Source organism: Bacillus sp. Marseille-Q3570 (genome assembly GCF_946151055.1).
Lineage (GTDB): Bacteria > Bacillota > Bacilli > Bacillales > Fictibacillaceae > Pseudalkalibacillus.
Window position 1 is genome coordinate 410124 of record NZ_CAMGYZ010000001.1, and the last position, 12306, is coordinate 422429.

At 39.6% G+C, this 12306-nt stretch carries 18 protein-coding genes and 1 riboswitch; of the genes, 5 read left to right on the top strand and 13 right to left on the bottom strand.

Annotated features, from left to right (window positions below):
* Positions 1 to 136 precede the first annotated feature (136 nt).
* Positions 137 to 226: riboswitch (glycine riboswitch) on the bottom strand.
* Between the two features lie 253 nt (positions 227 to 479).
* On the top strand, positions 480 to 2159 hold the full coding sequence (locus N8M93_RS02105) for a DEAD/DEAH box helicase (protein ID WP_261129424.1): 1680 nt from the start codon (positions 480 to 482) through the stop codon (positions 2157 to 2159).
* Entirely contained in the window at positions 2137 to 2934 is a 798-nt protein-coding gene (locus N8M93_RS02110; protein ID WP_261129425.1) for a YqhG family protein, read from the top strand. The genes N8M93_RS02105 and N8M93_RS02110 overlap by 23 nt, the downstream gene beginning before the upstream one ends.
* A 114-nt stretch (positions 2935 to 3048) precedes the next feature.
* Here N8M93_RS02110 and N8M93_RS02115 read toward each other — a convergent pair whose 3' ends face one another.
* From N8M93_RS02115 to comGA, 9 genes are read right to left on the bottom strand one after another with little or no spacing between them, the layout of a single operon-like run.
* Positions 3049 to 3225 (bottom strand): YqzE family protein, encoded by a 177-nt coding sequence (locus N8M93_RS02115; protein WP_261129426.1) that lies wholly within the window; start codon positions 3223 to 3225, stop codon positions 3049 to 3051.
* A gap of 36 nt (positions 3226 to 3261) precedes the next feature.
* On the bottom strand, positions 3262 to 3762 hold the full coding sequence (locus N8M93_RS02120; protein ID WP_261129427.1) for a shikimate kinase: 501 nt from the start codon (positions 3760 to 3762) through the stop codon (positions 3262 to 3264).
* On the bottom strand, positions 3762 to 4142 hold the full coding sequence (gene comGG / locus N8M93_RS02125; RefSeq protein WP_261129428.1) for a competence type IV pilus minor pilin ComGG: 381 nt from the start codon (positions 4140 to 4142) through the stop codon (positions 3762 to 3764). The genes N8M93_RS02120 and comGG overlap by 1 nt, the downstream gene beginning before the upstream one ends.
* Positions 4139 to 4600 carry a competence type IV pilus minor pilin ComGF gene (gene comGF / locus N8M93_RS02130; protein WP_261129429.1) on the bottom strand — a complete coding sequence of 154 codons (462 nt, stop codon included), beginning with the start codon at positions 4598 to 4600 and terminating at the stop codon, positions 4139 to 4141. The genes comGG and comGF overlap by 4 nt, the downstream gene beginning before the upstream one ends.
* Positions 4566 to 4835 (bottom strand): hypothetical protein, encoded by a 270-nt coding sequence (locus N8M93_RS02135; protein WP_261129430.1) that lies wholly within the window; start codon positions 4833 to 4835, stop codon positions 4566 to 4568. Before N8M93_RS02135 ends, comGF begins: the two co-directional genes overlap by 35 nt.
* Before the next feature lie 43 nt (positions 4836 to 4878).
* Positions 4879 to 5346, bottom strand: coding sequence for a competence type IV pilus minor pilin ComGD (gene comGD / locus N8M93_RS02140; RefSeq protein ID WP_261129431.1), 468 nt, complete (start codon positions 5344 to 5346; stop codon positions 4879 to 4881).
* Positions 5312 to 5626, bottom strand: a complete 315-nt coding sequence (comGC, locus tag N8M93_RS02145; RefSeq protein ID WP_261129432.1) for a competence type IV pilus major pilin ComGC — start codon at positions 5624 to 5626, stop codon at positions 5312 to 5314. The genes comGD and comGC overlap by 35 nt, the downstream gene beginning before the upstream one ends.
* 19 nt (positions 5627 to 5645) lie before the next feature.
* The gene (gene comGB / locus N8M93_RS02150) at positions 5646 to 6677 is read right to left on the bottom strand and encodes a competence type IV pilus assembly protein ComGB (protein ID WP_261129433.1); all 1032 of its coding nucleotides are present in this window, start codon (positions 6675 to 6677) and stop codon (positions 5646 to 5648) included.
* Complete coding sequence (gene comGA, locus N8M93_RS02155; RefSeq protein ID WP_314728250.1) at positions 6664 to 7800, bottom strand: competence type IV pilus ATPase ComGA; 1137 nt, start codon at positions 7798 to 7800, stop codon at positions 6664 to 6666. Before comGA ends, comGB begins: the two co-directional genes overlap by 14 nt.
* Positions 7801 to 8025: 225 nt before the next feature.
* Between comGA and N8M93_RS02160 the strand changes: the two genes are divergently transcribed.
* Positions 8026 to 8271: a DUF2626 domain-containing protein gene (locus N8M93_RS02160; protein ID WP_261129434.1), complete on the top strand. Its 246-nt coding sequence runs from the start codon at positions 8026 to 8028 to the stop codon at positions 8269 to 8271.
* A 223-nt stretch (positions 8272 to 8494) separates the two neighbouring features.
* On the opposite strand, the gene N8M93_RS02165 is transcribed toward N8M93_RS02160, so the two are convergent.
* Both N8M93_RS02165 and N8M93_RS02170 read right to left on the bottom strand, forming a co-directional pair.
* Positions 8495 to 9613 carry an SAM-dependent methyltransferase gene (locus N8M93_RS02165; protein ID WP_261129435.1) on the bottom strand — a complete coding sequence of 373 codons (1119 nt, stop codon included), beginning with the start codon at positions 9611 to 9613 and terminating at the stop codon, positions 8495 to 8497.
* Positions 9610 to 10251: an MBL fold metallo-hydrolase gene (locus N8M93_RS02170; RefSeq protein WP_261129436.1), complete on the bottom strand. Its 642-nt coding sequence runs from the start codon at positions 10249 to 10251 to the stop codon at positions 9610 to 9612. Before N8M93_RS02170 ends, N8M93_RS02165 begins: the two co-directional genes overlap by 4 nt.
* A gap of 119 nt (positions 10252 to 10370) precedes the next feature.
* On the opposite strand from N8M93_RS02170, the gene N8M93_RS02175 reads away from it, so the two are divergent.
* Together N8M93_RS02175 and N8M93_RS02180 are read left to right on the top strand one after the other, a co-directional pair.
* Positions 10371 to 10847, top strand: coding sequence for a hypothetical protein (locus N8M93_RS02175; RefSeq protein ID WP_261129437.1), 477 nt, complete (start codon positions 10371 to 10373; stop codon positions 10845 to 10847).
* A 129-nt stretch (positions 10848 to 10976) separates the two neighbouring features.
* Complete coding sequence (locus N8M93_RS02180; RefSeq protein WP_221565548.1) at positions 10977 to 11162, top strand: DUF2759 domain-containing protein; 186 nt, start codon at positions 10977 to 10979, stop codon at positions 11160 to 11162.
* Between the two features lie 54 nt (positions 11163 to 11216).
* On the opposite strand, the gene N8M93_RS02185 is transcribed toward N8M93_RS02180, so the two are convergent.
* Together N8M93_RS02185 and N8M93_RS02190 are read right to left on the bottom strand one after the other, a co-directional pair.
* Positions 11217 to 11519: an MTH1187 family thiamine-binding protein gene (locus N8M93_RS02185; protein WP_261129438.1), complete on the bottom strand. Its 303-nt coding sequence runs from the start codon at positions 11517 to 11519 to the stop codon at positions 11217 to 11219.
* Between the two features lie 12 nt (positions 11520 to 11531).
* On the bottom strand, positions 11532 to 12302 hold the full coding sequence (locus tag N8M93_RS02190; protein WP_261129439.1) for an ABC transporter permease: 771 nt from the start codon (positions 12300 to 12302) through the stop codon (positions 11532 to 11534).
* Positions 12303 to 12306 lie beyond the last annotated feature (4 nt).

The following is a 12306-nucleotide window of genomic DNA, read 5'->3' on the forward strand; positions in this document are numbered from 1 at the left end:
AAATGAAAAAAAGAGAGGACAAAGAAGACTTTTTAACAAGCCCTCTCTGTCCTCGTACCTGAAAGTTTGATCGCAGAAGAACGTTCCGCGACTTTCCCCTTTGGTGGCTTCACAATTGAAGCACTCTCCAGAGCTGCGTCAAACAAGAGTCCGTTTGCCTGAGAGATTCACGTTAAGCTTGCTCCTTCGGCGCTACCATAAAGGTAGTCTCTCCCCTTGTCCTCACTCGCAAATATGTGTTTGAACTTAAGAATTTCACACTCTATAAAGACGAAATCTATAACAGCTATTATATTTCTCGGTTCGCTTGTTCATACTAAGTATGAATCTAGTTATATCTTATCATCGAAGAACGTATAATCGCAATTATCTTTTCCATGAAAGCGTTCTATTTTTAAAATAAACGAACAATACATACAAAAGCATTATGATTCGTTCGATAATCAACCTAATTTAACATTCGGAAAGGGTTTTCGTGTATGACTTTTAATATCGAGCATGATCAATCCTGGAGCACAGATTTCCTTAAACGCTTGGACGAAGATGGTCCATGGGCAAATTGGGAGCTTTATAAACTTGCTTTAGAAGCGGAAAAAAGTTTAGTGATCGATGATTTTCTTGGGCTGCAAGCGCCCAAGCATATTCCCCATGTCCAAATACTTCCTCATCAATTGGAGGTTGCACGAAAAGTCATAGAAGATATGAATGGAAAAGGAATCCTGGCAGATGAGGTCGGTCTTGGGAAGACGATTGAAGCCGGCTTGATCACAAAAGAATATATGATTCGTGGGTTAGCGAAGAAAATCTTGATCCTCGTTCCAGCTTCACTCGTTCTGCAATGGACACATGAATTGAATACGAAGTTCCTCATTCCTGCTGTCCCTCAAAAGAAATCGTATGTGTGGGAGCAATATGATGTGGTGGTCTCCTCGATCGATACTGCAAAGAGAAGCCCGCATCGTGAAATCGTTTTGGATCAGGACTATGATCTGATCATCATAGATGAAGCTCATAAGCTGAAAAATAAGAAGACGAAAAACTATGAATTCGTTCAGCACTTAAAAAAGAAGTATTGTCTTCTTTTGACTGCAACACCGATTCAGAACCGTATCGAGGAAGTTTTTAATCTTGTTTCATTATTGAAGCCGGGCCACCTTGGAAATGAAGAGTACTTTGATGAAGCATACAGATCTGGAAGATACGATGTTCAAAATGAGGTGAAACTCAAGCAGCTGATCAATAAAGTCATGGTACGGAACAGACGTGAAGATACTGGCTTGAAATGGCCGAAACGTATTGTCAAAACAATTCCTATAACACTCTCACCGACCGAGCGTAAACTCTATGAATCCATCACTGAAGCTCGAGCGAATACAGCATATGAACAACAACATGCGTTTTCCACAATCACCTTACAGCGGGAAGTCTGCAGTAGTCGTGAAGCGGTTTTTCTGACATTGAAGGCGATGTCCGAAAAAGAGGGGATCAGTGAAAATGCTAGACAGACCGCGATCTCATTGATGCATGAAATCGAGAATGTCGATCGCAATTCAAAAGCCGAGAAAGCACTCGAAATCATCCAGTCCATTGATGATAAAGTGATCATCTTTACAGAATACCGAGCAACGCAATTATATTTACAATGGTACCTCCAACAACATGGCATCAGTTCTGTTCCATTTCGAGGAGGCTTCAAACGGAACAAAAAGGATTGGATGACTCATCTTTTTAAAAACCATGCTAAGGTTCTTATTGCGACTGAAGCAGGTGGTGAAGGGATCAATCTGCAATTTTGCCAGCATATAATCAACTACGACCTGCCATGGAACCCGATGCGTATCGAGCAAAGGATCGGTCGTATCCATAGGATCGGTCAAGAACATGATGTCTATATTTACAATTTTGCAACTGAAAATACAATTGAAGAACATATCCTCAGACTTTTATATGAAAAAATCAATCTATTTGAAAATGTAATCGGAGACTTGGATGAAATCCTCTCACGTGTCGGGATGAAAAACATTGAACAACACATACGTGATATCTTTTATGAATCTGACACAGAGGGTGAAATCAAGATTAAAATGGATAATTTGACATCACTATTGACCTATTCCAATGATGAGGGGGATGCTTATGCTTCAGAAGGACATTCATGAATTTTTGGATCGTTATTTCACAGCAAATGAATGTGAAATCATTGAACGCAGAGACAATCACATGCTTCATGTTCAGCTGACGATTGAACTGGATAAGCTATTGATGAACCGTCCTTTTTATTGGCATTATCAAGAGTTGACAGGGGCAGAGCCGAATCCGATGAAACTGATGCTGAAAACAGAACAATCAGAAGAGGATACAGACGGTGAATTCATCCACTTCGGGTCACCGAGGTTGCATCAGATTTTCCAATCGACTCGTCAGCTCGGTTCATATATCCGGCTTTTCGAAAACGTCTTACAGAATGAAAGTTCTTATGTCCCATTGGTACCTTGGCTAGGTTTGAATATAAAGGTCTCTTATCAATGTGATCGAAAGAAGGATTTTCTCCATTCGATCGGTTTAAATCTGATCAACGGAATGATGGTCAGTGAATTTCAGGGATTACTGGAATCTAAACCTCTGACCCCGAAAATTCCAGACTATTGTTACACGATGAGTTCATTGATCAAACCTGTAAGTGGAATCAAACGAATCGAACAATACATCGACCACGTCATTGAATCCGATGATCCACAATGGTCAATCGATGCCAGAAAACGGTGGCAGGAAGATGAAGAACTGTTGGATCACTTTTATCAGGATGCTGAAGAACTACCAGAAAGTTATCACGTGGAAAAACAAGCGCTGAAAGACCTTTATGAACCTAAAGCAGTCGTACAAATCATCAACGGCGGCATGTTCTATCTGTCTAATAGTACGATGATGAATTAGAGCTCTTTCGGTACGATTAGTTGCTTGAACATGGCGGTAATTGCTGGCAAATAACGCAAAAGAATTCGACAATGCAAATGAGGGAGAGACCAAGATGGCCAATCCCTCATTTTTTCATTTTCGTTTTATGAACATTGTAATCGCCATCGGTAATAAACCGAACCATTTTACGGAAAGGGGCGGTTTATGCTCTTTACGTGTTTTTCTCTGCTCTACCCGGTCTTTCTTGGGTTGATCTACATACCGTACAAATTGTTGCGTCAGGAATTTTACGAAATCATTCGTCGACACCGAAATCACCCGTTTTTATTACTCATTTTAGACAATTTAGAGTGTTTTTATCCATGCAACAATTTCTTCTGCAATCTCGACGACTGACTTTCCATCTGTTTGAATCGTCAAATCAGCGCCCTCATAATATGGTTGTCTTTTCTCAGCCAACTGTTGAATTTCATTTTTAGTTTTTCCTTTTGCGAGGGGGCGTCCTTCTTGTTGTGAAAGCCTCTCATAAATCGTATCGACTCCTGCTTCTAAATAGATGACATATCCATTTCTCTTCATATGCGTTCGATTTTCTTTCCTTAAAACCGCTCCCCCACCTGTAGTGATGATGACATCAGATGTAGGCAATTCTTGAAGTGCACGCTGCTCTTCATCTCGAAAATAGACTTCTCCTTTACGTTCAAAAATAGAAGGAATCGCCCAGGCTAATTTCTCTTCAATATAGTTGTCCAAATCAATGACCTGGACATTCATTTTTTCCGCTAATTCTTTTCCTACTGATGTTTTTCCTGATGCCATGAATCCTGTTAAATAGATTGCTTTCACTATACCACCTTCCATTGTACAACTTCTCGGTTAACATAATTATAATACAATAAACCTGTCTTTCTTCCACTGTTGTGTAAACGTAAATCAAAACGTACTGCATAAATATCGTCAGGCATTAGGGTGACATTGTAATCCACTATTCCATAGTCAAAACTTAATGAACCCTGATCGTCTGCCTGTATGTTTCCGGAAAGAAGGTCGTTGAAAACTTCATCTCTTGCTAATTCTAATGTAACATCAGCTTTAAACCAAATGAGACGTTTTACATGAAACTGTCTTTCGCTCTCCAAGATTTTGATATTATAAATCGTTACCGATATAAGGATCAAAGAGATGATGATAGAGAAAGCAGTCATGTAACCACCTTCCTGTTTCATGGGGTCCTCCTTTGATTGAGGAAAGGTTCAATGAGAGTTGCTTTATGTGTGAAAAAATCGTCACTGGTCTGGACAATCAGTTCCACCGAATACGGATCATTCTCAGTCCTAAAACTCTGGATGTCCTGTAAGATGATCTCAAACCCAGCCCCATTTACCTTACGAACAATACGATCACCATTTTTCTCATAGGAAATTTCGTTTCCATCAGGCTGCATCAAATTTAACCGATTCCAACGCTTTTCAGCACTGATTGATCCTTGCAATTCTTTATCGGCTTGTTCAAAAAACAAACTGATTTCCTGATGATGCAAAGGTTGTCCACTTGTTGAAAATATCGCAGAAAACATCAAAGGAGTCAACGCTGCCAATGTGAGAAAAATGGATAAAGAAATAATCATTTCCAAAAGTGTATAACCACCTTCATGCTTGACCACAAATTGACTTTTCTCGTCCATTCGCTCCAGTCCAATCTAAACATATTTCAATATGGTCTGACGACAACTTGTTCGAGGTGACGCTATATTCTATCCCATTAATTTCTACTACTGATTCTTTGGGCTCTGACTTCTTAAGTTTCCATTCCTGTAGTAAAGTATGGCATTTTTCAATCGCAAACTCCTCCTGTTTGATGGAAACCCTTTCTGAATAAACCCCGGTAAGTTGAGGAGCAATCCAAAATACCGTAACCATAAATATACTCATCCCAAGCATGGCATCAATAAGGGTGAAACCATTACAACTTTTCAATATAAAAGCGGCCCTTTCCGAGAAGAAAGACGATTTTATAGGTATCTTTTTTGGTACGTAACAACATCGTACCTCCTTTTTGGATCGTCCCATTCACTCCATACTCCAGTTCTAAACTTGAGGTCAAATCTTCAAAATAAACACCTTCCGGAAACTGGATAGTTTTGATTTTTTCCTTATGCCTGGAGTCGATATCCAGTGTGTATTGTTCACTGGCATTATTGAATTTGATCTGTACTTTGACTTGTTCTGTTAAAGCATATTGTTGAGCGTAATGCAGATCAGACGTCAGCAGTTGGATGAACTGTTCAACCTCTCTGCTATCTTTCATCGGAATCATGTTGATGATAACTACCCCTGTCATGACAACAAGTATCGACAGAACCATCAAAAGCTCGATCATTGTATAACCTTTTTCATTATGGTCTGCTGACTTTTCCGGTTTCTGGATCATAATTTAAGACCTCTGAATCTCCTGGACATGTAATTTGATCAGAATCAATATATTGTGCCAAATCTTCAAGATTTGTTGGCAATTCCTCATTTTCGACTTGATAAGCTGCCACCTGACTCTGGACCAATTGAACGGTAGCCTCACAGCTTTTATCTTTTACGACATCATTGTTCTTCGCCATGTTCGGGACGGCAATCAACAACAGGATCGAAATGATCAGTATGACGATCAACATTTCGATCAATGTAAATCCATTTTCATTCGAACTTTGACCAACCATAGTACTACTCCCTTCTTTCTCAAAGTGATTGAAAGAGTTGAAAAACAGGAATCATCACCGACAGGAAAAGCATCAACACAATCGATCCGATCAATGTAAACATGACAGGCTGAATGAGCGTTAATAACCCTTTCAACCGTTCCTCAGCATTCTCAAGTAACATTTCGCTATAGAGAACCAATTCTTCACCTAATTTCCCATTCGATTGGCCAAAGAATGTCACCTGGGCAAGCTCAGGTAAAAAGTAAGGTTTTTCCTCAAAAGCTTCACTCAAAGATTTTCCTTTTCTCAAATCGACTTTAAGAATCGTGCCTTCTTCCTGGAAGAATATCGAAAAACTTTGTTGTTCAAACAGTTGCAGCGCGTTCGTCAAAGACAATCCACCTTTCAACAAATGACCTAATTGAAAAGAAAAATATTGTGTCAAAACAATCTTCAAAACGTTACGAACGAAAGGAAACCGTAACCAGAAGCACATTTTTTCATGCGCGCTCTTATGTTTGTAGCGAAAATGGATGATGATAAACAGCAGCATGAACAATGTGAGAGTCAGAAAGATGAGGACTGGGATGAATTCTAGAAAAGTAATCAAAAAAAGGGTGTAGGCAGGGAGGGTTAGATTTACTGATTGAAAAAGCTTCGAAAACTGGGGAAACAAGAATTTTAGCATGAAAAACATCATTACACTCAAAGTTCCGAGAAGGACTGCAGGATAACGGATTGTTTGCAGGAGTGATTTCTTCAACTCTTCACGTTTTTGAAGAATTGAACTTCCTTCAAGTAATCCGAATGAAAGATTTCCTTGTTCAGATGCAAAATAAAGGTAACCTAATATATCTGACGGAATCCGTTGCCTTTCAAGGGACTCGAATAACGGTTTTCCTTTTACAAGGTCTTCTTTGATCGCTTTGACCGTAACGGATACAACACGTTTATTTTGAAGGCTAAGTAACGTCAGTGATTCGGAAATCGAATACCCTTTAACAAGTAAGGTTCCGAGATTTTTCAGAAATACTGCTTGCTGGGTGCTATTCCATTTAAACCTTTTCATAACGGCTTACTTTCTTAATGCTAAATGGCTGCATTGGTGTAAATCCCATTGCCATCGCACGAATTTGATAATCTTGCAGTTGAGGAAAATGTTTAAGTTGATCCTTCTTGTTTTCAATGGCTGCCATTGTTTCTTCTAGCATGTCTCCATATAAGGTTTCATAGATTCCCATCCGGCGGTTCTTCCTCCTCAGCATGCAATAAAAAGAACATTCACCACTACAATATTGACAAGTAATATCACATAACCTTTGTGAAACGATTCCAAGTAACGTTTGCTTCAAATCCTCAAATTTCAATCCAAATTCCAGTAGACGATAGAGACATCCAATTGTGTCTTTGGCGTGAAGTGTCGATAATACGAGATGACCTGTAAGTGAGGCTCTTATCGCTAAATGAGCCGTGGCTTCATCTCGTATCTCTCCTATCATGATGACATCTGGATCGTGACGTAAAATCGACTTGAACCCATCTAAATAGGTTACCCCTGCTGGTTCATTGATTTCAATTTGCAACAAGCTTTCCATTCTTTTTTCAATCGGATCTTCCAGTGTGATGACCTGTCGTTTCATCTGGTGTTGGGATTCTTTCAATAAAGAGTAGAGGAGTGTTGTTTTTCCAGACCCAGTTGGACCTGCAAATAAAATCAACCCTTGTGGTTGGGTGAGAAGGGTGTAAATGTTTCTGAGTGTATTTGGGAAAATTGAGAGATTTGAGTAGATGTTTGCATCATTCTGAGGCAGGATTCGGATAGCTAGAGCTTCATTGTAAGCTGATGGTAAAGTAGAAAGCCTTAAATGGATATTACCATTTACGGGGAGATAATGATGAATTGAGCCGTTCTGGGGCTTTCGCCTTTCACCGATATCCATTCCTGCTAAGTACTTGAAGTGGGATATGAGGCGTTCACTTTGATTCAACGGCACTTCTTCGAGGGTGAATAATCGTTGGTCGATTCTAGCTTGAATGGTAGCTGACCGACGCTTCGGAATAACATGTAAATCGGTCGCACGCATTGAAATAGCTTGTAATACTAATTTTTCACTCTTTGTTTCGACGTTTATTTCTATAAAACCACCTTCTTTCGGGAAGTATATGACTAGTTCGACATTATAAATAAGTATCCTCTTTTTAAATTCAAAAACCTGTATATTTTTTCAAATTGCCATTATACTATATGTAGCTTGGTATAATTTATAGCATCGACACAAAATTGCCATAGCAATTGTAATTTACTTTTTTCATTCATTTGATTTATAATACTAAAAGAGTCCATTTTATTTTGGATGGAAAATCGTTAATTGTACTTATCTATTCGTAATGATCATTGCTGCAAAGGAGGATTACATATGGCAAGAATGTACCGCATGATGGGATTCTGGACGGCAGTCATCGCTGTAATGGCTTATGTTGGTGACATGCAGGCGTTTTCCCTTCTGTTCGTAGGACAAACGGTAATGTTTGTTGCACTTGGATACCTTAACTTATCTGAAAGAATGTATATTTATATTTTTGGTGCCTACTTAACAGTCTTCTTTATCGGTTTCACGTACTGGACCACTTTCATGATGACACCTGGTTCAGGCGGACATTAATCTGCACATAAAAAAGATGGACAATCCAGTCCATCTTTTTTTATTGCGCTTTTTTGAATTGCTAACGGACACCCGAGACGTTATCTGGGAACAAAAGAGCTGTTTTACTGAGATTAATAAAAGCTCTGGTGTCCGTTATTTTTATAAATGAACGATTTTCCGGAAAATAACTTCCGAATCTTTTCAAACAAGGATTCTTAAGACTCCCTCTGTACAGTACTTATCAGTCAGCTTTTTTTGAATTACATTTCTCTTGAATTAATACATGGAACGCATCACTGATGCCCCCTGGGGTCACAAAGGATCGGATTGCCCGATTCAGCCTGTTTTCATCAGAAAATGGGTCGTGGTTATTGTGCTCGACTAAATGATCGAATAATCCATTTTCCAATAGGAAATTTTTCTGTTTACCTAGATAATGCTTACACAACCCCATTTCCTCTCCTCTTTCAACTAACGAATCGAGTTGGATATGAGTTGTCAAATCCATCTTTCCCGGGTGTAAAAGTGGATCCTCGATAAGTTGATGATCAAGGTACCCCCTCAAGCTCCCGTTTCGAAGAGCAGGATCCAACAATTCTTCGTTTTTGTAGCCATAATCAACAGTAATCAATAACCCTTCTGAAAGTACCCCGGCTATTTCAGAAAGCCATTCCATCATTTTTAATGGTACCTCGAAACGATGGTTTTCAGGTAGGACTATCCCGCTCCATTCGAACCATTTCAATATCTCTTCGCACTCCGTTGGTATCACCAATTCCTTCATCACTCGATTCTCATCCATCGTAAGCATGACCTCATGAAGTTTCCCTTCTCGCTGCTCTACAACATGGACAGGAAATGCATCCAGAAGTTCATTGGAGAAAATGATTCCTTTAAAAGCCTCGTTATGTTGTTTGAATTTTTCAAGTGATGAATGAAATTCGACACTTTCATGCAGGGCTAGGTTCATTTTAGCTTTATTCAAATGATCATCACTTACATCAATGAAAGAATAGAACATGTCACAATATCGTTCTGGTTTGGTCTTTTTCAAATAATCCAGTACCTGTTTGGAAAAAGAACCATCCCCTCCTCCTACTTCACATATATGAATAGGGAGATTCTTTTCTTTACAATAAGCATCAAAATAATCGGCAAATACCCATGCAAACACGGGATGGATGGAACTTGACGTATAGAAATCGCCATCCTTTCCGATTTTTGTTTCTTCCTTTTGATAATATCCCGTTTTATGATATAGGACTGTCTCCATAAAACGAGCATAACTGATCCTGTTATGCTTTGTTGATTGAATTTTCTCGTAAAGAAATTCTTCAATCGACATCTGATCATTTGTCATAATGAAAAGCCATTCAAAAATGGATTCGAATCCATTTCTTCCCCGATCGTCGTTGATGGACCATGTCCAGAAAGAACCTGGGTCTCTTCATCCAATGTCAGCAACTGATTGTGGATACTTTTCAACAGAAGTTTGTGGTCACCGCCTGGTAAATCGGTACGGCCGATACTCCCCATGAATAAGGTATCGCCACTTACCACCAAATCACTCTCTTTAAAATAAAACGAAACACTTCCAGGTGAATGCCCCGGGGTATAAAGGACCTTGCATGAAAAACCATCTATCTCTAGATTTTGTCCCCCCTTCAAGACATGGTCTGCTTCATTCATGACAACTGATTGGACCATAGGGAAGAAACTAGAACCATTGAGGTCAGGGTCCCCTAACCAATCAAGTTCTTCTTGATGAAGATATACCGGGATATTCCACTTTGAACGAACCTCATCCAATGCGCCGATATGATCGAAATGGGCATGAGTAAGCAGAATAGCAGATGGCTTTAAACCAAGTGTTTCTATCTCTTGATTTATGCGATCCCCTTCACTTCCTGGATCGATGATCAATGCTTCCTTTTCCCCATTCCATAATAGGTAACAGTTTGCTTGTACAGGACCTACAGTAAGTTGTTTCCATTCCATATGTATCGCCTCCATTGCCAATCTTCTTATTTTATTCTACACTAAAGGAAATTCATATCTAAAGTAATATTCCATTCATACAATACCAATTTTATTGGTGTATGGAAAGTGAGGGGACTATGCAAATCGTTTATGGTGTTGAGCATCGGGAGTTAAGGGGGCATCCCCCTGGTTTCATAAGCCAATTCGTTCACAAAATTGCGAGTACAGCCAATATTGTTGATCGGGATGATCGCTTATGCATCGTACAATCTGAATCCGAATATGAAGCGCTTCAAGCTCTTTTTAAGGAAGATGATCTTTTTGAAGAAGCGTATGCCCTCTATCCTCTACAATCACCTACAACAACATTCAATAAAGATTACGGGTTCGTATCCTCTTCGAATCACGCATATCTGTATAAAGAAATGGCGGTCCCCTTCCGTATGGATGAAGGTAATGGGGAGCAGACTAAAATGGCGATGCTTCAATTAGAGGAACATATTGTCGCTCTCGATGATTCAGTCAATCCAATCATTTATTTTGCCGATCGTCAACAAGATGACCTGGTCAAGCAAATCGCTTCTGCTTACGATGTTTCCGTCACACTTTTGTAAGTAATGCAATCTCGACAATCAAAAAAAAAACAGGTACAATAAGATAGGCAATCATTCTATTACATAGATTGTTATCGGAAAAACAGGTTATAGTAATATTAACAAACAACAACATAAGGGGGGAAAGTTATGGCATTGGCAATCATCTTTGGCCTGGTAACCCTTTTCGCACTCTGGGCGTTATTTAGAGAACTTAAAAGGAAAAATATCATTGCGTTAGGTTTTGCCTTCTTGACTGCAGCAGTGTTCGGATGGTTTACGGTGATGACTGTAATCGATATCTTCCACACTGGTGGTTGGGGCGGCGGACACTAAACCGTCTACTCGAAAAAAGATTGACCGGAATTCGGTCAATCTTTTTTTCTTTCTTCACGTTTTTTCTTCGACTGATTTTAATTTGTCTTCCATCTTCACTTGCTTGTCCCGTCTATCATCTAAACGGATATTGGTTGAAACCCGTTCGATGCCATTTTTGAACGGTACTTCGTGAATTTGTTGGATTACATCGAATAAATCACCGAGATCTCCTTCAATCAAAGTACTCATCGGGGTCAACTGATAACTGATCTTGTCACTATTCTCATCAAGGACTTTCTGGACTTCGGCAACATAGTCACTCATACTCGGAGTTTTCGTTCCTAGCGGTACAACTGTTACATCCACGATTGCCATTGTAACCCTCCTCTAAGAATTAATATCGATCAGTTGCATTTTATCATTAAAATAATATCTGTAAAGCAATATGGTCACCATCATCGCACAAACCGCTACTGAAACGAAGATACTAAGCGAAATGACAATCTGATATCGGACTGCATCTAAAGGGGAAACACCGCCTAAAATCAAACCTGTCATCATCCCTGGGAGCTGGACGAGACCAATTGTTTTCAGCCCGTCGATATTCGGGATCATAGCCGCCTTCAATGTCTTCCGGACAATCGGTAGAGACGATTGTTTCGGAGTCGCGCCTAAAGATAAAGCTGCTAAAACACGGCCCTTTTCTTCTCTGAACTGATGTTGCAGCCGCTCCAAAGCAAGGCCTATAGCAATCATACTGTTGCCGATCACCATCCCACTAATGGGAATCACTTTTTCGGCTGAAAAGGGTATGTATCCGAACAATAACCATAATGACAAAATGATTATTTCTGTCAGGGCAATGATCGTGAATACAACTGGATACACTCGGGGGATGTTCCTCCCTTTTCTCGCTGCGTTAATAGTAGCAACAACAACCATGACGGCGACCCATAAACCGATTCCCTGCCAACTAGGTAGATCAAATAAGAAGGTCAATACATACCCGATGATGAAAAGCTGAGCAACTCCTCGGATGGATGACCATATGATTGTTTTCGATAAATCAAGTGAAAACCAGTAGGAAAGGGATACTGGAATGATGACGAATATGATGATGAACAATAGTGATAGATTTGAAATTTCTGAGCCTTCCATAGTA